The sequence below is a fragment of the Nostoc sp. genome (genome assembly GCF_036919595.1).
Lineage (GTDB): Bacteria > Cyanobacteriota > Cyanobacteriia > Cyanobacteriales > Nostocaceae > Nostoc.
Map to the genome: position 1 here is coordinate 53,119 of NZ_JBALCO010000016.1, position 20,087 is coordinate 73,205.

14 protein-coding genes, 1 tRNA gene and 1 pseudogene are annotated in these 20,087 nt (G+C 42.9%); 9 read left to right on the forward strand and 7 right to left on the reverse strand.

From position 1 onward, the window contains the following. Positions 1-240: 240 nt before the first annotated feature. The 3 genes from V7K21_RS02365 to V7K21_RS02375 all read left to right on the forward strand — a co-directional run bounded on the left by V7K21_RS02365 (position 241) and on the right by V7K21_RS02375 (position 5,298). Positions 241-3,849, forward strand: a complete 3,609-nt coding sequence (locus V7K21_RS02365; protein WP_335171217.1) for a response regulator — start codon at positions 241-243, stop codon at positions 3,847-3,849. Between the two features lie 68 nt (positions 3,850-3,917). Further along, a complete protein-coding gene (locus V7K21_RS02370; protein ID WP_335171218.1) occupies positions 3,918-5,177 on the forward strand; it encodes a hypothetical protein in 1,260 nt (419 codons plus the stop codon). A gap of 50 nt (positions 5,178-5,227) precedes the next feature. Then, a tRNA-Gly gene (locus tag V7K21_RS02375) sits at positions 5,228-5,298 on the forward strand. Between the two features lie 353 nt (positions 5,299-5,651). Here V7K21_RS02375 and pstB read toward each other — a convergent pair. From pstB to pstS, 4 genes are all read right to left on the reverse strand, one after another. After that, the gene (gene pstB, locus V7K21_RS02380) at positions 5,652-6,458 is read right to left on the reverse strand and encodes a phosphate ABC transporter ATP-binding protein PstB (RefSeq protein WP_334794310.1); all 807 of its coding nucleotides are present in this window, start codon (positions 6,456-6,458) and stop codon (positions 5,652-5,654) included. A 58-nt stretch (positions 6,459-6,516) separates the two neighbouring features. Continuing rightward, a complete protein-coding gene (gene pstA, locus V7K21_RS02385; protein ID WP_335135561.1) occupies positions 6,517-7,398 on the reverse strand; it encodes a phosphate ABC transporter permease PstA in 882 nt (293 codons plus the stop codon). 19 nt (positions 7,399-7,417) lie between these two features. Continuing rightward, on the reverse strand, positions 7,418-8,368 hold the full coding sequence (gene pstC / locus V7K21_RS02390; RefSeq protein ID WP_335135563.1) for a phosphate ABC transporter permease subunit PstC: 951 nt from the start codon (positions 8,366-8,368) through the stop codon (positions 7,418-7,420). Between the two features lie 184 nt (positions 8,369-8,552). After that, the gene (gene pstS / locus V7K21_RS02395; RefSeq protein ID WP_335171219.1) at positions 8,553-9,734 is read right to left on the reverse strand and encodes a phosphate ABC transporter substrate-binding protein PstS; all 1,182 of its coding nucleotides are present in this window, start codon (positions 9,732-9,734) and stop codon (positions 8,553-8,555) included. Positions 9,735-10,670: 936 nt separating this feature from the next. Here pstS and V7K21_RS02400 point away from each other — a divergent pair. Then, positions 10,671-11,258, forward strand: a complete 588-nt coding sequence (locus tag V7K21_RS02400) for a biotin transporter BioY (RefSeq protein WP_335171220.1) — start codon at positions 10,671-10,673, stop codon at positions 11,256-11,258. A gap of 80 nt (positions 11,259-11,338) precedes the next feature. Next, entirely contained in the window at positions 11,339-11,815 is a 477-nt protein-coding gene (gene lspA, locus V7K21_RS02405; RefSeq protein ID WP_273767335.1) for a signal peptidase II, read from the forward strand. Positions 11,816-12,017: 202 nt separating this feature from the next. Here lspA and V7K21_RS02410 read toward each other — a convergent pair whose 3' ends face one another. After that, positions 12,018-12,740 (reverse strand): hypothetical protein, encoded by a 723-nt coding sequence (locus tag V7K21_RS02410; protein WP_335171221.1) that lies wholly within the window; start codon positions 12,738-12,740, stop codon positions 12,018-12,020. Positions 12,741-13,169: 429 nt separating this feature from the next. Between V7K21_RS02410 and V7K21_RS02415 the strand changes: the two genes are divergently transcribed. Together V7K21_RS02415 and V7K21_RS02420 are read left to right on the forward strand one after the other, a co-directional pair. Then, positions 13,170-15,440: a transglycosylase domain-containing protein gene (locus V7K21_RS02415; protein ID WP_335171222.1), complete on the forward strand. Its 2,271-nt coding sequence runs from the start codon at positions 13,170-13,172 to the stop codon at positions 15,438-15,440. 126 nt (positions 15,441-15,566) lie between these two features. Next, positions 15,567-15,872 (forward strand): annotated as a pseudogene (locus V7K21_RS02420) (four helix bundle protein); the annotation flags it as partial. 58 nt (positions 15,873-15,930) lie between these two features. Here the strand turns inward: V7K21_RS02420 and V7K21_RS02425 are convergent. Beyond that, positions 15,931-17,361 carry a DUF4335 domain-containing protein gene (locus V7K21_RS02425; protein ID WP_335171224.1) on the reverse strand — a complete coding sequence of 477 codons (1,431 nt, stop codon included), beginning with the start codon at positions 17,359-17,361 and terminating at the stop codon, positions 15,931-15,933. Further along, positions 17,358-17,984 (reverse strand): DUF3038 domain-containing protein, encoded by a 627-nt coding sequence (locus V7K21_RS02430; protein ID WP_334964448.1) that lies wholly within the window; start codon positions 17,982-17,984, stop codon positions 17,358-17,360. The genes V7K21_RS02425 and V7K21_RS02430 overlap by 4 nt, the downstream gene beginning before the upstream one ends. 482 nt (positions 17,985-18,466) lie before the next feature. Between V7K21_RS02430 and V7K21_RS02435 the strand changes: the two genes are divergently transcribed. Beyond that, complete coding sequence (locus V7K21_RS02435) at positions 18,467-18,985, forward strand: adenine phosphoribosyltransferase (RefSeq protein WP_335171225.1); 519 nt, start codon at positions 18,467-18,469, stop codon at positions 18,983-18,985. Positions 18,986-19,017: 32 nt separating this feature from the next. Next, positions 19,018-20,064, forward strand: coding sequence for an ABC transporter permease (locus V7K21_RS02440; RefSeq protein ID WP_335171226.1), 1,047 nt, complete (start codon positions 19,018-19,020; stop codon positions 20,062-20,064). Positions 20,065-20,087: the final 23 nt, after the last annotated feature.

A 20,087-nucleotide genomic window follows, 5' to 3' on the forward strand; every position in this document is an offset into this window, starting at 1 on the left:
GCAAGCATCGACTCTGTAACCCTAAAACTGACCATGAAAGCAATTACATTGCACCAAAGCAAACGGTAATCGGCATAAGCCATTGAGACAAATTACTGTGAGTAAACGCTCCTACACTCAGCAGTCATGTAGCCAAAGAGCCTTATCGGTCGAAATGCTCTGCTCTTACCTGACTCAGAAAAATCCTTACCTGATCAGATTATTCTTTATCCGACTGCCGTTGCAGCAGGAAAGCGGTGCATGAAATCCCAAGCAAACAGTAAGCCTAAAATTTTGGTTGTCGATGATGAACCAGACAACCTTGACTTGCTTTACCGCACTTTCTATCGCGACTATAAGGTGCTGAGGGCAGCCTCTGGCCCTGCGGCACTCGATCTGCTGGCTCAAGAGGGAGAAGTCGCAGTGATCATCTCCGATCAGCGGATGCCGATGATGAGCGGTACAGAATTTTTGAGCCTAACAGCAACTCAATATCCAGATATTATCAGGATTATTTTAACTGGCTACACCGATGTCGAAGACCTGGTGGAAGCAATCAACGCTGGTAAGGTATTTAAATATGTCACTAAACCGTGGGAAGCCGAGGAACTCAAAGCAGTGGTACGCCAAGCTTTGGATACCCACAATGTCCTAAAAGCCCGCACCCGCGAACTTACCCGCACACTCCGGCAAGAATCACTGCTAAATACCGTCACAAATACGATTCGCAGTGCTTTAGACTATCGCCAAATTTTACAGGCAATTGTAGATACAGTAGGCCATATGTTGGAGGTGGATGTCTGCCTGTTGCGTCCCTTCCAAGATGAGCAGTTGGCGGATAAAGGATTTATTTATCAGAAGGCTCTGGAAGAAAAAGAACACGGGGACACGGGGATATGGGGACACGGAGATCAGCAAATCAATTTTCCTCTTGTCCCCCCATCTCCCTCTCCTCCTATCCCTCCGTCCTCCCTCCTGGCTCAAACGGTGTGGGAAACCCGCGAAGTCCAGGTAATTCACGATGTGATCGATGATGAGCGCATTCACGGTAAAACTCCCGAACTGCGCCAACGTGGGGCAGCTTTTGCTGCTGCTAACATTTGTTCTAGTTTAGTTGTGCCATTGATCTGCCAACAAGAACTGATGGCAGTACTGGCACTGCACCAGTGTTCTCTGCCTCGCTTTTGGGGGGATGATGAGGTGCAGCTAGTGTTGATGGTAGCGGATCAGGCAGCTTTAGCTTTGTCTCAAGCTTATGCTTACGAACAAGTACGTGCTCTTGCCAAGCGAGAAGCCCTAATTAATACGATTACTAGCGCGATTCGCTCTAGCTTAGACCCTCAAGATATTTTTGCGGCTATTACCCAGCAATTGGGGCAAGCCTTACAAGTCGATGGCTGTGTCCTGTCTTTGTGGACAGAGGAAGATGAATTTGTCCAGTGTGTGGGCTTGTATGACAGTTTTCAACAGCCGGAAAATTTGCGTAGGCACAGCTCGCCGCATGCATTGCTAGCCCCAGAGAAAAATTTAAATAATAATAACCTATTAACTCAGAGATTACCCTACTCTCATGCATCTATACAGGAGAATCCAATCCTCCAACAAATGCTACAGACACATGAACCAGTGGTAATTGGTAATGTGGGTCATTCTCCCTCACAAGTGAACGGTTTTGATTTACCTTTAAAAATGCCAGCGCGATCGCTAATGTTTGTGCCATTATTGGCTGATGGTAAATGTATCGGTAGTATTACTTTGCATGAAGGTAACAAAGTCCGTAGATGGCTGTCATCTGATATCAATTTGGCGAAAGCAGTAGCAGCTCAAGCAGCGATCGCTGTGCAGCAGTCACACTTATATCAAAAAACTCGTCAACAAGCTGAACGCTTACTGGAACTAGATAAACAAAAAACCGAATTTTTCCAAAATATTTCCCACGAGTTTCGCACTCCTATTACCTTGATTCAAGGGCCTTTAGAGTCGGCGGTGGCGGCTGGTGAAGGATTATCTCACTCCCAAAGTGCGATCGCCCTGCGTAACTCCCGTCGCCTGCTGCGACTGGTAAATCAATTGCTAGATTTACAACGCCTGGATGCGGGGAGAATGCAGCCTAGTTTCCGCCCTTGCGATATAGTCGAATTTGTCAGTCAAATTGTTGAATCTTTTCGTCCCTACTGTGAGAAAAAGGGACTGCATTTAGTCACTCAGTTAGATGAATGTTCTACGGTGTACTTAGATATGGAAAAATTTGACAAGGTGGTTTACAACCTCCTGTCAAATGCCATGAAGTTCACTCCTGAAGGTGGCACGATCAGCATTAGACTAAAATCTGAAAATGACCGTTGCATACTGCAAGTACAAGACACTGGTATTGGCATTGTTAAAGAACAAATTCCTCACCTATTTGAGCGCTTCCGCCAAGCTGAAGGTTCAGCAAACCGATCCTATGAAGGCAGTGGTTTGGGTTTAGCTTTAGTTAAAGAATTGGTAGAATTACATGGTGGTGAAGTCACTGTAGAATCAGTTTATGGCGAAGGCACTACCTTTAGTTTATGGCTTGTTACTGGAAATGCTCATTTACCCGCACCGCAAGTACTAGAAACGCCTACCGAACTGAACACGAGCCGCGCTAGCGTAGAATTGGCTGATTTAGAACTGGTAGACTCAACAACAGACAATATTGAAGATATTACAAGAAACTTCTCGCCCAGTATTGATACTCAAGACTCAGCACTTAAGACTCAGCAACGCCAGACCGCTCAACAGGGGGAACCCCTGCATACGGCTGGGTCCTCAATTCTAGTTGTAGATGATAACCCGGATTTGCGAACCTATGTATCTGAAATTTTCCGCCGCAATGGCTATCATGTACAGACAGCTCGTAATGGTTATGAAGGGTATGGGATAGCTAGGGAAATTATACCCAGCTTGATTGTGACTGACTTAATGATGCCCTTGGTGAGCGGACTTGAGATGATTCAGATGATCCGCCATGAGGAGAAGTTGAAAGGAACACCAATCATTCTGCTGACAGCGAAAGTTGACGAGGAAACCCGCATCGAAGGTACAGAACATGGGGCGGATGCTTATTTAGCAAAACCATTCAATGATCGGGAACTTTTAGCGGAAGTTCGGAATCTTTTAGCATTGAAAGAAAATGAACGACGAATCGTGGAGTTAAATACTTATCTAACAGAATCGGTGCTAAAGCGCTTTTTGCCGACTGTATTGGTGCAAAAAGCCGCAACCGGAGATTTAACGTTAGATTTGCGCCCAGAACCACGCTTAATTACAGTTTTGTTTAGTGACATTGTGGGTTTTACACAGCTAGCAAATACCCTCAGATCCCGGCGAGTAGCAGAGTTGCTAAATGAATATTTAGAAGCCATGACTAAGGTTGTGTTTGGCAATGGCGGTACTGTAGATAAATTTATGGGAGATGCTATCTTAGCTTTATACGGAGCGCCGGAAGAACTAACTCCTAATGAACAGGTGCGTCGTGCCATCAATACAGCAAGAGCAATGCACCGCTCACTGGCTGACTTGAACCAGCGCTGGCGAGACCAAGGTGTATTTGATGGCGATAAACTTACTAACGTCCAGTTCCGGTGCGGTATCCATCAAGGTACAGCTGTTGTGGGAATGTTTGGTAGTGCTGAACGTGCTGATTATACAGCCATTGGTCCAAGTGTGAATATTGCTGCAAGGTTACAAGCTGCTGCCCTTCCCGGTACGATCCTGGTTTCTGCTGCCGTGGCAGATTATTTGCAGGAAGAAGAAATTACTAAAGGTAGTCCGCTAGAACTTAAAGGAGTAGATGAAACAGTTTTGACTTTCGCTGTTACACCAGAGATAATGGTTAATCGCTAAAATTTAGACTGGTATTTTAAAGCATTACCAATGAGTAAGAGTGCCTAATCATATCCAGTTTATATAATATGATACCATCGGTTGCAGACACAACTCCAATTTCAGCCAAGGTCTGGAGGCGACACACTGACCCACCAGGTTTATGGATTTCTGTCGTTATAGGTTCAGTCTCTCTGCACTTGCTGGCGTTCTGGCTAATGCGCTCATCTAATGCATTTAGTTTGTGGTTTCCCCAGCAAAGTCAATCTGTTGTTCCTATTGAATTGATAGACATTGCTCCCAAAACAAAATCAATAACCAAATCAAAATCAACAGCAAAAACTGTTTCGCCAAAGCTACTATCCTCAACTCAAAAGTCTGTACCAGCACGTTCACTACAAACAGCACGAACTACGCCCAGAAATCAAGATTTTGGCGCAATAAATTCTGCTGAGAATCTCCAGCAAAAGAGCCGAACTTACACCTTTCAATCTAATAGCCGACCCTTTAGGCAGCAGAGAGTTCTTACAGCCACACCAAAACCTACATCTGCACCGAAACCTACACCTATAGCCACACCGAAACCTACAGTTCTAGTCGGTAGTCTACCTTGGAACCGCCGTCAAGAAATCAAACTGGGAAAGGGAACACCACTATCAACAGGTATTCCATCAAATTCACCAGTTTCGGAAGCTGAAAACAGAGAAACTCCGCCACGCACCCCCACTCAGGAAACTCCAGCAACTCCGACTAAAGAAACTCCATCAACTCGAACTAGGGAAACTCCCGCAACTCCGATTAAAGAAACTCCATCAACTCGAACTAGAGAAACTCCAGCAACTCCGACTAAAGAAACTCCATCAACTCGAACTAGGGAAACTCCAGCAACTCCGACTAGAGAAACTCTACCAACTCGAACTAGAGAAACTCCAGCAACTCCGACTGGGGGAGCATCGGTAGCAATAGTAGCTCCTTTGCTTAGAGATAAAGTCAGTAACTTAATACAATCAGGAAGATTACGACAAGATGCTTTACCAGACGTTATCGCTTTATACAGAGGAAGCAACACAAAACAATTGGACTCAAGTTTTCTCCCCAGCGATTCCAAAGTTAAGCCTGCACAGCTCCTTGCTAGCTTAGTAATTGATAACAAGGGCAACTTTCAACAGGCTTTAGTCATAGAAATAGAACCAGCAACATCACAAAGTGAAAAAAGCACATATGAGCGAATTCTCAACGAAGTTTTCAAAACAGAAAACTTTCTTGCCGCTCACAACAACGATGGCACAAAACCAGATTTGAGCAATCTGTATGTATGGATCAAAATCCAACCTGCAAATTCCAACTAAATGCTTCAATTTTTGCAAAAACTGTGTTATATTTATAGGGTTGGAATTTTGCGGGCGTAGTTTAGTGGTAAAACTATAGCCTTCCAAGCTATTAATGCGGGTTCGATTCCCGCCGCCCGCTTATAAAAAGCTCTTAAGTGCATTAATCCACCTGAAATTTTAATTAGACAAGGGGCAAAAATTTTATATTTAATTTCGCCTAACTACTTATGTAGTTATCACAATACCTACAGGTAGATAATAAATAGCAAGGCAAGCCAACCTAATACTGCATTGTGTGTCGGGCTATTTTTGATCGGGTGTCTAATCTGCCCAGTCAATGCAAGTCTGATGTTAAATAGCTTAATTATTGCTTTTCTTTACCAAGAAATAGCCATAATTGGTAAACAAATAAAAAATAGAGGAATATCGCACAGCTTTAATTTCCGAGTATCCCTCATTGCTCTCACATCAACAATAGAAATATTTATCTATTTATCCAAATCTGCCGCTAACGTAATCTTTAGTATCTTGCTGCTGAGGATTGTTGAAAATTAGTTCTGTTGCGTCGTACTCTACCATGTACCCGTTACGACCTCCAGTTTCTGTAGTTTTAACATTAAAAAAGGCTGTTTTATCAGAAACTCGCGCTGCTTGCTGCATATTATGGGTGACGATAACGATTGTATATTGCTCTTTAAGTTGGTGAATAAGTTCTTCAACCCGTAACGTGGAAATGGGGTCGAGGGCAGAGCAAGGTTCATCCATTAATATAACTTCAGGTTGGACTGCGATCGCTCTTGCAATACATAACCTCTGTTGTTGTCCACCTGATAAAGACGAGCCACTTTGTCGCAGTTTATCTTTTACTTCGTCCCACAAAGCCGCTTGCCGCAAACTCCGTTCTACCAATTCATCCATATTACCTTTGTAGCCGTTGATTTTGGCTCCAAAAGCAATATTGTCATAAATTGATTTTGGAAACGGGTTTGGTCTTTGAAAGACCATCCCAATTCTGCGACGCACTTCTACAGGATCAATATCGGATGCATACAAGTTTTTATCGTAAAAAAGTATTTTACCTTCTGCCCGAAATGACTCAATCAGGTCATTAAGGCGGTTATAGCATCGCAACAATGTACTTTTACCACAACCAGAAGGGCCAATAAAGGCTGTCACCTGATTTTTCGGTATATCTAGCCAAATATTCTGCAAGGCTAAAAATTTGCCGTAGTAAACGTTGAGGTTTTCGGTGCGTAAAACGGTTTGAGTATCATTCACTGTGCTAACATTGGTAGCCATAAATTAAGTGCAGTATTAGTTTTAACGATACAAATCCGCCATGTAAATTGCTATTTCACTAAGCTTTCTTACGAGTTGCCCAGCGGGCGATGATACTTGTGATTAGAACCATCAATACCAAAATCAAAGATGCTGCCCAAGCTAGTGATTGCCAATTTTTAAACGGAGAAATAGCGTATTTGTAAACCAAAACAGCAAGGGAAGCTGTGGGTTCAAATAAGCTACCAGGCCAAAAATTGGAAAAAAGAGCGGTAAATAGTAAAGGTGCGGTTTCTCCAGATGCTCTGGCGATCGCTAGTGTTGCCCCTGTTACAATTGCAGGTAAGGCTGCTGGCAACACTACTTGTGTTACTGTTTGAAAGTTAGTTGCTCCTAACCCTACAGATGCTTGTCGCAAATCTTGCGATACTAACTGCAAGGCTTCATCAGTGGTTCGGACAATAATTGGCAACATCAAAATTGCCAGTGCAAACCCTCCACCTAGAGCAGAATATGATCCTAAGTTTAACTTTACCAGTGTCAAAACTACAATGCCATAGGCAAATACCCCAGCAATAATTGACGGAACTCCACTCAGCACGTTAGCCGCAAAACGTACCCCTCTCGCTACTTGGGCGGAGCTAAATTCTGTGATGTAAATCGCCGCTAAAATACCAAACGGGATACTAATCACCGCAGCAATTCCTACCATTAATAGTGTGCCCAAGATTGCATTACCAAACCCTCCTCCCTGCTGTAGAGCTTTGGGTGGCAGTTCAAAAAAGACGCTGGGACTTAAACTGCTAAAGCCTTGAATAATGACGTAAGAAAGCACTGCTATCAAAGGCACAAGTGCCAATACCCCACAGATAAATGCGATTACGGTCATTACTGTATTAAACAGTGTTCTTTGAGACATGGGAGCGCGAGTTAGACTGCGCTCTGGAAAACTAGAAGTCATAATTCAACCCAAAACTAAGCTACAGTCGCTTGACTCTTAGAACGATAAACTCGGCCATGATATTTACTACCAGGGTCAAGAAGAATAGAACTAAAGCAGCGTACATTAAAGCCGAAACTTGCAAACCACTAGCTTCTGAAAATTGATTTGCTAGTAGAGAAGAAATCGTATTGCCTGGTGCTAACAGTGAGATACTAATGTTGTTGGAATTACCAATCAACATTGTTACAGCCATTGTTTCTCCCATTGCCCGACCGAGTGCCAACATCACAGCACTAACTATCCCTGAAAAGGCTGCTGGAACCAGAATTTGCAAAATCGTTTCCCATCTGGTTGCTCCTAGTCCTACGGCGGCTTGACGCAAACTGGGGGGTATAGAAATCAAGGCATCGCGTGATAGGGCTGTGATGATGGGCAAAGTCATAATTGCTAATATGACTCCCGCCGGCAACATTCCTGGCCCTGTAGGGGAGGTACTAAAAAATGGTATCCAGCCAAAGTAACTATTGAGCCATTTTCCCAAGTTAGTTAAGATAGGCACTAAAACAAAAATACCCCAGACGCCGTAAACGACGCTGGGAATAGCTGCGAGCAGTTCTACCGCAAAAACCAGTACCAACTTGACTTTTGCAGGTAAAAAATCCTCACTTAGTACAATAGCCGTACCAACCCCTATCGGTACAGCTATCAACAGACCAATAAAAGAACTCAAGAGAGTTCCATAAATTTGAGGTAGCACCCCATAGCTATCATTAACTGGGTTCCAAGTCGTGTTAGCTAAAAAGCTAGCCCCAAACTTTTGGATGGCAGGCCAAGAAGCAATTGCAACCTGCAAGCCAATCCATAATAAAGTGGCAGCAACCCCAAAGGCGAAAATTTTAGTAAGCCAAATAAAACCCTGATCTAGAGATTTTTCTACATCAGAGCGATTTTTTGTCGCTGATGAAATGTTTTGAGAATTTGTAGTCATGACTACCGACTTTCACAATTAAATCAGAAGAAAATGTAGGAGGCAACCAGATCAATAAAATTGTTGCTTCATCGTTTTTTGAAACTGAGACACTGGTAACACAGAGTTTCAATTTACGAATGCTTATAGTCTAGTAAGCAGCCTAAAAATTATTGTCTAGGAATACCTCATGTCTTGACTGTGGCTACTTGCTAGCCCTAGTGCCACTACCGACAGCAATTTTATAATCTGGACTAATTTGATCGGCAGCAGCAGCCACCTTTGTAATCACGTTATCGGGTAGAGGAATATATCCTAGTGTAGTAGCCTGCTTTTGACCATCGGTTAAGGCGTATTCGATCGCAGCTTCAACTGCCTTAGCTTTTGCCGCATTGGGATATTTCTTGTAAGCCAAAATCCAGGTGTAAGTGACGATAGGATAGGAATCAGCCCCTTCTGGATCGGTAATGAAGACGCGGAGATCAGGGGGTAGAGTTACTGATGCCAGAGTTTTAGAGGCTGACTCCTCACTAGCTACAATAAACTTACCGCCTTTGTTTTCCAAAGCAGCAAACTTGAGACTATTTTGTTTGGCATAGCCATACTCGACATAACCGATAGAACCTTGTGTTTGTTGAATTTGGGCAGTGACACCCTCATTCCCCTTAGCACCAACTCCCGTAGGCCAGTTGACAGTTTTGCCTTCACCAACTTTAGTCTTCCACTCCGGGCTAACAGCGCTGAGGTGTTTTGTAAACACACCTGTTGTTCCGCTACCATCTGAACGATAAACAACTGTGATTGGCAGTTTAGGAAGCTTTGCACCTGGGTTAGCCTTGGCAATTTGGGGATCATCCCAAGACTTGATTTTGCCTAGTAAAATATCGGCGTAAACGGCTCGTGGTAGTTTTAGTTCTGCAACATCTGGCAAGTTGTAAGCTAGCACGATGCTACCAGCAGTTACAGGTAGTAAAATAACGCCTCTATCTGCTGGCACCTTCTGGATTTCTTCATCCTTCATGGCAACATCGCTGGCACCAAAGTCTACAGTCCCTTTGATAAATTGCTCAACTCCAGCACCGCTACCAACTGAGGCATAGTCAACTTGCAGATTTGGATATTTTTTATTTAGATCCGTAAACCATGTATCATACAGTGGTGCTGGAAAAGACGCACCAGCCCCGCTTAATTTTATATTTCCACCCAAATCTAATTTGGTTGGGCTGGAGGCAGTAGTATCTGTAGCAGTACCAGAAGGTGTGTCCTTGGTGGCTGTATTATCTGAGTTTTGCTGTCCGCCACATGCAGCTAGGCTGATTGTCAGTGCTAACACTGAAATTGAACCTGTGAGGCGATGAATTTTCATTACACTAAGACGTGAGGGCATCGCTATCAATTTGAGTAACTTTGCAGGTAAGCGCTTCTAAGGATACCCCTAAAGGATAATGGTTAAGGTAAAGGTTAGGTTAATAAAGCAAAAAAGTGCTTGTTTTTTTTGATGAAGAACAAGCACTCGTTTCTACTTTTGCTTGATAAAATTAATACTGCTGCTTTAGTTATCCGTTACAAAGAGTACCACAGTAATTTTGTTACAGATATTTACAAAACTCTATAAATAATGTAAATTTATTGGTCAATTCATAAAAAAATATGTAAGTGTGGTATCATTAAAAACTTCAATTTGGGAATTTATGAAATTTGTTTGTGTTTATCAGCCTAAACAAACTTAAAGTCATAACTAAACAATCTAAGTTTAGCCAGTGAACTTACTGTTTAGAGAAAGCATAAAATAATAAATTGCCTATTTTTATAGAGAGGAGGCGGGGCGATCGCTAAAAAATAGTGAATTAAGGAATTATCTTTAACACTTTGTAGCAGAATTTGGCGCTGAATCTAAAAACTTAGTTTAAATCCTAAATTTTGCTAATCTTAACACCTATTAAGTCAAATACTATAATCAGACTACGCTTCAGTCAATAAAATTACAGCTATAGACACCTAAGCCATAATTCGCAGAACTGAAAAGTTACATACCAAAAAGGCAAAAAAAAATATGCTAATTCTTAGAGGATGTTTTAAAAGTCGTAGAGTATACCAAAAACCCCACTTCCATTCCTCTAACAGAAGTGGAGAGAGGCTTTTAAACCCTCATTACCTTGTAGGGAAGGACTGCTCACAGGGCTAGGTTTCTGAAAATTTGATGTTAGCAATAATACTTTTAAAACATCCTCTTAGAAGTGTCAGTACAAATTTCATTTCAATACTAATGAACATATTAGTTGCTGTTGGTTTTCTCTTTTGCCTTTCCCCGGTTGTCTGATAAATGTTTGCTGCTTCCAATCAATTACTATGGTCCATGATTGGCTTACTCCTGACAATGGGTAGCACCTTCCTAGAAGCTTATGGCATTACCTTACCTTGGAATTGGAGTAAGCACGGAATTCAGACTTTTTCTTTAGGTGTCACTTTTCAAATTGGCGCAGTACTGTTGGTGGGTTGTTTAGGGGGCAAAAATGCCGGTGCGCTCTCGCAAATTGCCTATTTAGTGATGGGGTTAACCTTATTACCTGTATTTGCCGATGGAGGTGGTCTTGGTTATGTTAAGCTATCTCAGTTTGGTTATCTACTAGGTTTTATTCCTGGAGCTTGGATTTGTGGTTTCTTCGCCTTTAAAGCTAGACCTCGACTAGAAACTCTCGCCTTTAGTTGCATCTGTGGCTTATTAACTCTCCACCTATGGGGTATTACTTATTTAATTATTAGCTATATTTTTCAGTGGAAAGGTACAGAAAATCTACCATTAATGCAAGCAATCCTCAGATACTCCTGGTTTGCACTACCAGGGCAATTAAGTGTAGTCTGTGCCGTTACCGTAATAGCATATGTATTGCGTCACTTAATGTTTTATTAGTTATAAAGGGGCTAGAAATTTAAAATTTTTCTAATCCCTATACCTTACTACTTAGTCCCTAGTCCCTAGTCCCTAGTTTCATGCGTTTAAAAAATCGCCTTTTCTGGATCGCTGCCTTCATAGCTTTTTTCTTAGACCAAATAACAAAATACTGGGTGGTGCAAACCTTTAGCTTGGGGCAGACATTACCACTTTTACCTGGGATATTTCACTTCACCTATGTCACTAACACTGGTGCCGCTTTTAGTCTGTTAAGTGGGAAAGTAGAGTGGTTGCGCTGGCTATCTTTAGGAGTGAGTTTAGTATTGATAGCCTTGGCCTTATTTAGTCCAATGTTAAATTTGTGGGATCAGTTAGGCTATGGCTTGATTTTAGGTGGAGCTATGGGCAACGGTATTGATCGCTTTGTTTTAGGCTATGTCGTTGATTTTCTGGATTTTCGCCTGATTAACTTTGCTGTATTTAATGTGGCAGATTCATTTATTAGTATTGGTATTGTTTGCCTGTTAATTGCTTCCTTGCAAAAAACACCGACTTCAACTGGCAGGCCGCATTAAACTATTAAGCCTGGGATGATTAATCCCAGGCTATTGATTACAGAAATCCTTGCTCAGTCCTATATGCCAAGACTTTATCTATAGGTTGCAGCAATTATGGTTTGTCATCTTACACCAGTTCGCATAACTGGTGCAAGAGGTCAAGATGCAGCGGCGATCGCTAATGACAAACTAGTATTCAGATTATGCCCCAGATTTTAATTTAATTGCCTGTGGTAGGAGTTTTTGGCGAACTTGGAGTACTGGGAGATCCTGGTTCGGTAGTGCTGCCAGGAGTACCAGACTCAGGTGGAGTTGTTGAGCTTCCTGGTTCGGGATTGATTTCAGTAGTGCCAGACTCAGGTGAAGTTGGGTTTCCTGGTACGGTACTGCTACCAGGAGTGCTAGATCCAGGTGGGGTAATGCTTCCTGGTGCTGGAGTTAAGTTGCCAGGAGAGCCAGGTTGAGCTGGGGTAAGGGTTCCTGGTTCGGTAGGACTACCAGGAGAGCCAGGTTCAGATGGGGTAACGGTTCCTGATCCTGGAGTTAAGTTGCCAGGTTCAGATGGGGTAACGGTTCCTGATCCTGGAGTGCTTTCGGGAGTGCTAGATCCACGTGGTGTTCTGGTTCCTGGTCTGGTTCCTGGTGCAGTTGTACTATCTGGAGTAGTAGTGGTGCTACTGGGCGTGGTTTCTGCAGGAGCTGTAGTGCTACTAGGAGCGCTACTAGGGACGACTGCTGTGCCGCCGGGACAGCGGGAATTGAGCGGAAAATACTCGCACAGAATTTTCATCCCTTCTGGCGACATCTTGATTTCCGTTGGTGCACTAGTAGAGTCGCTACTGGATTGGGCTATGGGGGATTTACTAGATTCGGCTACGGCAATATTAGTGGTGAGAGCCAAAGATAGAGCTGTACCAATCAGGCTCAGAGATTTTCCCATCATTCTAAAATTCACCTCAACGGAACACTCGGCCCATTAAAACAGACAATAAGATTTAGAAAATCTTCCTAAATGAAGATATTTAGGTTTGTTTCAGAATATGTGGATATGTAAAATCGGTAAAAATTAAATCTCTTGTTTTTTAATGACTAGTGTTTAAAAATACAAGATTAAAAAATATTTTTGTAGTTATTGAACTAGTAATAGTAGATAAAACAAGTCTTTTAGAATAGATAAAAAACTTCTGCCTCTGGAGATAAGTGATAAAAATAACAAATTAATTTAAAATTAAAAGTAAAATAAAGTATAAAATAGCGCAAAAAGTTCCGTATAGCTAATTTATGCTTTGGCTTATGAGTAAAATGATGAAAGACTAACATCTAAATTGTAATTCGCCCGATTCTTCACTAAAAAGTGTGATGTGAATAGCCGATGAGTTCACCCCAACCCCCCCACAAGCCACAAACGTTACTAGGTCAACTGACTCAAGCAGTACATACGATTCAAGCTAGGGTCGATTTTTCCAAATTGGCGCTCAAGCCTAATGCCAAGGTACCGGAACTTTGGGTGCAGGATGCGGGGGCGGATAAGGCAGAGGTATATCCACTGTTGGGCGATCGCTATATTCTAGGTCGTAGCTCTAAATCCAGCGATATCGTCATCCGTAACCCTGTTGTCAGCCAAATTCACTTATCGCTATCGCGGAATTCTACTCAGCGTACACCAGTTTTCATTATCAAAGATGAAAACTCCACCAATGGCATTTATCGTGGCAAGCGTCGTGTCAATTCCTTGGAACTACGTCACGGCGATATTTTCACACTGGGTCCTCCAGAACTTGCCGCTTCTGTGCGGTTGCAATACGTCGATCCACCAGCCTGGTATGTCAAAGCTGCAAGTTGGACAGCTTATGGTGTCGGTGGTGTCAGTGCCCTGTTAGCGTTAGTGATTGGCGTTGAATGGCTGAAATTTTCAGTTAAACCTCTACCTACAGCTACACGCGCCCCAGTAGTTGTTTACGCTCGTGATGGAGCCACCCCGCTAAGAGAGCCTCGAACTATCTCTCACGTAGATATAAAGCGATTAGAGGAATTTGGCCCTTATTTGCCTGCTGCGGTGGTGGCTTCAGAGGATAGTCGTTATTACTGGCACTTTGGTGTTGACCCTCTAGGGATTTTACGAGCCGTGTTGATTAATAGCCGTAGCGGAGATGTGCAACAAGGAGCCAGCACTGTTACCCAGCAAGTTGCCCGCAGTTTGTTCCGCGAGTATGTAGGCAGACAGGATACCCTTGGACGCAAATTGCGGGAGGCAGTTGTCGCCCTGAAGTTAGAAACCTTTTATAGCAAAGATGAAATTTTGCTGATGTACTTAAATCGGGTTTTTTTGGGGGGAGATACCTCTGGCTTTGAAGATGCATCCCGGTATTACTTTGAGAAATCGGCTAAACAATTAACTTTGGCAGAAGCAGCAACATTGGTAGGAATTTTACCAGCTCCCAATGCTTTCGATTTTTGTGGGGATGGGCCAAATAAGCTACAAGCATCTGAATACCGGAATCGCGTGATTAAGCGGTTACTGGAAATGGGCAAAATTAAACCTGAAGATGCGAACCGAGCCAGACGCTCCACTGTTCAAGTTAGTCCTAAAGTTTGTGAACAGCAAGCTAAGACGATCGCTCCTTATTTTTACAGTTACGTCTTCTCTGAACTTGAATCAATCTTGGGGGAGGGAGCCGCAAAGGAAGGGAATTATATCATTGAAACCCAGCTTGATCCAGCGATTCAGAGCAAAGCAGAATCAGCGTTGCGAAATTCAGTCAACAATGGTGGTAGAAGTTTTAATTTTTCTCAAGGAGCGCTAGTCACTCTTGACTCCAGTACTGGCAGCATTTTGGCAATGGTGGGGGGGACTGATTACAAAAAAAGTCAGTTCAATCGCGCTGTTCAAGCCAAAAGACAACCAGGTTCTACCTTTAAAATCTTTACTTATACGGCCGCTATTCAACAGGGGATTCCAGCATCCAAGAGTTATTCTTGCGCCCCTTTAACTTGGCAAGGCTTTACTTACAAACCCTGTCGTGCTGGTGCTGACACTAGTTTAGATATTGCCACGGGGCTTGCTCTTTCAGAAAATCCGATCGCCCTACGAGTTGCCAGAGAAATTGGGCTGAATAAAGTGGTGGGAATGGCACAGAATTTGGGAATAAAGTCAACCCTTAATCCGGTTCCTGGCTTGGTACTAGGTCAAAGTGTGGTCAATGTTTTGGAAATGACTGGTGCTTTTGGCGCTATTGGCAATCGTGGTGTGTCGAATCCTCCCCATGCGATTAACCGAATTTTAGATAGTGGTGATTGCCGCGATCGCAATGATATCAAAACCTGCCGTGTCATCTATTCCTTCGACCAAAATACGGATGCCAACAAACGAGTACTGCCAAATGGTGTAGCCGATGAAATGACTAGTTTGATGCGCGGCGTCATCACAAGAGGTACTGGTCGTAGTGCTGCCATTGGACTGGGGGAAGCTGGGAAAACAGGCACAACAGATAAAAACGTTGATTTATGGTTCATCGGTTTTATCCCCAGTCGGCGGCTTGTAACTGGTGTTTGGCTGGGAAACGACAATAATTCCCCTACATCTGGTAGCAGTGCTCAAGCAGCTCAGTTATGGGGAAATTATATGCAAAGAATTACTCGGTAAACGGGTATGGGGCATTAGGCATTGGCAATTAGGAACTATTGATCAATAAATGATCAATGGGTTTTTGTGATAAGACCTGATTTTGAGGACTTAAAAGTTTATCAACTCGCCTAAAAGCTAGCTAATGAAATTTGGCATGTTGTTAAAGGATGGGACAATTTCACTAAAGATACACTGGGCAAGCAAATTGTTCGGTCTGCTGATAGTATTTGTGCGAACCTTGCAGAAGGTAGAGGTAGGTACAATGACCAAGACAATCGACGTTTTTTCAAGATTGCGAGAAGGTCTTTGGATGAAACTATCAGCTGGTTGAGGTTAGCCTACGCCAGACAGTTATTGATAAATGAACAGGTAAGTAGATTCAAACCAATTCTTGATGAACTATTATCCAAGCTCAATGCTTATCTAAAATTCATAGGGAATAGGGAATAGCAACTTAATTCTCTTCCCAATGCCTATGTATGCCCCATGCCCTATGCCCTATGCCCTATTACTGATATCCCTGCCAAGGTATAACTTCAAGTTTGCCGCTAGGCTTAAATATCACTTGGAAGTGGGCGAGAGGTTCTTTATTGTTGGGAGCTGCTACATTGGAACCGTAAATAGCGTTGAACATTTTCGGAAGGGGTGTTTCTCGAAAATAGTCAAAGGCAACTTGGTTGAGTGGTTCATAGTCAGCAATTACACCATCTTTGTTGACTGCTACCCGGTATTTCAAATCTCGCGTAAAGGTGGGGGTACCACTCCAGGTTTGCCGAACTGTACTATAAAGCTTTTGGTTTAAACCTTTGACTATATTAGAGTCAGTAATTCTTGCACCCACTACCTCTGGCGTCCTCGCATATCCTCGCCAAGGGCTAACTTCTAGTACCCCTTGTGTATTAAAGACTACTCGAAATTGGGCGATTGGTTCATTGGAAATGGGAGCGCGGTTAGCTGGATTGTAAAGTACATTAGGCAGAGGAGTTTGACCTACTCCTAGATTCGCCTCTTTATTCACTGCTTTATAACCGACGATCGCTCCATCTGCTGCTACACCCAGACGATAGATCAAATCCTGTTGCAATCCTGAGCGATTAGTCCAAGCTGGATGAATTTGGTTGTACACTTGACGATTCAATGCACGCAGTTGGGATGGATCAGTAATTTCTGGAACTGTATTTAAAAGTGCTTCTAAATCTTTAACTGCCGGCTTTGCATTAGCTGTAGGCTTTGATGTGGGCGTTGCAGCAGCTATGGGAGTTACAGCAGCTGATGCTGGAGGAGTGATATTATTTATTCTAGAGCTAGTTTGCTCATCTGGTTTAGGCTGCGGTGGACGCATTTGGGGAGGTGGAATCAAGTTAAAGGCGATCGCTGCTACTGCTAAACTTGACACACCCACAGCAGCAGGAACAGCCTGCCTGGTCAAAGCTTGACTAGCACCGCCATAACGTCTGGTAACTGGTTGTAGTTCTAGGGAAAGTTCAGGTAAAGTTTGGGTATCAGCAAAAAACTGATCCACTGCTTCCACTAAATCAAACAACTGCACTGTATTCAAATCTATTTCAATAGGCGGACGTTTGGAATTGTTAGAGTGATCGAACCCCTCTGGAGCACCTTCTGAATGTATAATTAACCTGTGTCGGTTGCTGTCAACTTTCTGAAACTCAACTAGCTCCGATTCCTGGTTATGTGCTTGGGGATTGGGTACACTACTTAAAAATTCTTGGGCATAGCCACTAACAGCCCTCACCAAACTTTCAAAAAATTCCCGCCCTCCCGTTAGGGGTTGATTATAACCAGATAAATAGCATTCTGCATTTACCAATATTGATAATTCTGGGCGCATTTCCTGGAAGTGGGCAGCCCTACTGAGATCACTTAACCCTTCTAAAAGCAGTGTACAATTAGGTAGACTGTACTTACGTTGAATATTCATTCCACTTCACCGTCAAAAAGACTAATCCAGAACCGCTGCATTCCAGCTGTACCAGTACAAAATAGTAATTGTCCTAACAAATTTATTGCTAGCTGATCTAATTTTTCATCAGAACTTAATGCCAGTACACCAGAACGTCGAGCATTCATCCGGCTCTTAAAATGCGCTCTAAACCGTTCTAAGTAATTAGATAGGCGCAAATTCTGTTCTAATGGAATCTGCTTTTCTTCCATTTGTTGACATATCATTAATAACTGGCGGATGACAACAGTTAAACGCCGCGCTATGTAACAAGCAATGACCACTAGAGCTTTTGCTTCCATGATAGTTAAAGGACGGCGCATATGCGCTCTACGTAGCGGGTTAGAGCTACGCATCCGCCATAAATTCACCCTGTCTTTAACAATTCCTTTAAGATCCAACTCTTGAGCAAAAGTTAGGATTGCTTCAGAACCACCAAGCTCTAAAGCTTCAATTGCCAATAAAATTAGGTCAATTTGCAACCGCGTTCTCCGAGGACACGTCTTGGAAGCGATCGCAGGATCTGGTAAAGTGTCCAGAATCATCGGCAGTGATTCTTGGGTTGAACTGTTGAACGGCGTTAAACTTGCTGAGACATTCATTCTATAAATACCTTGTGCGGTTCCAACAGACTAGGTAAAACAAATTTAAAATCGGTAGCCAAGACTTGAGCATTAGACTTGTAGTAGTATGACTAGCTGATATATACATTACTTAACTCTTTCTACTCAAAGTTTTCCCTATATTGAAATCAAAGTTTTAAAACATAAGTTAATTCACCTCATTTATCAGTGCTATACCTTTTCTAGCTTGGTTTAGATTCTAATTATCGTCAATCAAAGGCGAAGCTTCAGCCTCGACCCCCAGCGTATGACATTATAGTGTACGATTTTTCAGGTATCTGAAATTGGGCATTGGAAAGTCACTGCGTTGCCGAAGTTCCTCCGGTTAAAGCAAGTGGCCTCATTGGGCATTTGTCAATAATCAATAGTTCTTTCTTCCTCTGCAAAGCCAGCTCCTTCACTCCTCCATTCTCCACTCTCCATGCTCCATGCCCCATGTCCCATTCCCCAATCCCTATTTTATGGATTTGAAGTCTCTCGTTCGTGACATCCCAGATTTCCCCAAGCCCGGAATTTTATTTCGGGATATTACTACGCTACTGCGCGATCCAGAGGGGCTGCGCTTTACTATTGACTTTTTAACACAAAAATGCTATGAGGCTGGTATCAAGACGGATTATGTCATTGGCATGGAGTCGAGAGGATTCATTTTTGGCTCACCTCTGGCTTATAAATTAGGAGCTGGTTTTATTCCTGTCCGCAAAAAAGGTAAGTTACCAGCAGCAGTTCATTCAATTGAATATCAACTAGAGTATGGTACAGACTGCCTGGAAGTGCATCAAGACGCTTTACACCAAGGTAGCCGAGTTTTGATTGTGGACGATTTGATTGCCACGGGTGGAACTGCGAGTGCAACAGCAAAGTTAGTACAGAAAATTGGCTGCGAACTAGTAGGGTTTGGGTTTATTATCGAGCTACGGGATTTAGAAGGGCGTAAATATTTGCCAGACGTACCAATTATCTCTCTAATTGAATATTAGTCATTGGTCATTAGATAAAGCACAAAGGACAAATGACATCTACAAGAATTTCCTTGGAGACAGGTCGGGATTGGCTAATCAGGCTAGTCACGAGCGAAACTTTTATTTATGTGGTAAAGCGGGTATTGCAGGCACTACTGACTTTGTTTTTGGCGTCAGCGTTGTCGTTTTTCATTATTCAACTCGCTCCAGGGGATTATGTAGATACGCTGCGGCAAAACCCGAAGATATCTCCAGAAAGAATTGAGGAAATAAAGCGGCAGTTTGGTCTGGATAAGTCTTGGCCAGAGCAATTTTGGCTATGGGTATGGCGAATCTTGACAAAAGGGGATTTTGGCACGAGTTTTATTTATCAACGTTCAGTGGCATCGCTGTTGTGGGAACGGGTACCAGCGACTTTGCTATTAGCGATCTCATCTTTAATTGTCACATGGGCGATCGCCATCCCTCTAGGGATTTTTGCTGCTGTTAATCAAAATAAGCTATCAGACCGAATTTTACAGGTGATTAGCTACGCCGGACAAGGCTTTCCCAGTTTCATCACTGTCTTAGCGCTGCTGGTTTTAGCCCAACTCACCTCGCCTTTATTCCCAGTGGGTAGTATGACTAGCATTAATCACTCAGAACTGACGTGGTTTGGCAGAATTTTAGATATCGGTTGGCACATGATTTTACCCACGATCGCCCTCTCAATTACTAGTTTTGCTGGTTTACAACGCATCACTCGCGGCGAATTATTGGATGTTCTGCGTCAAGATTATATCCAAACGGCTCGTGCCAAAGGACTGCCAGAAAACCGCGTGATCTACGTTCATGCACTCCGCAATGCGATAAATCCCTTGATTACCTTATTGGGTTTTGAATTAGCTAATTTATTAAGCGGTGCCTTCATTGCGGAATATTTCTTCAACTGGCCCGGTTTAGGGAGATTGTCTCTACAGGCTTTACAAGCTCAAGATTTATATTTGTTAATGGCAAGCTTGGTAATGGGCGCAGTGTTGCTGATTGCTGGTAATTTAACCGCCGATTTAATGTTAAAAGCCGCCGATCCTCGCATTCGCTTAGAAAATCTCAATTAGTCATCCCCCATTTCTCTTCATCT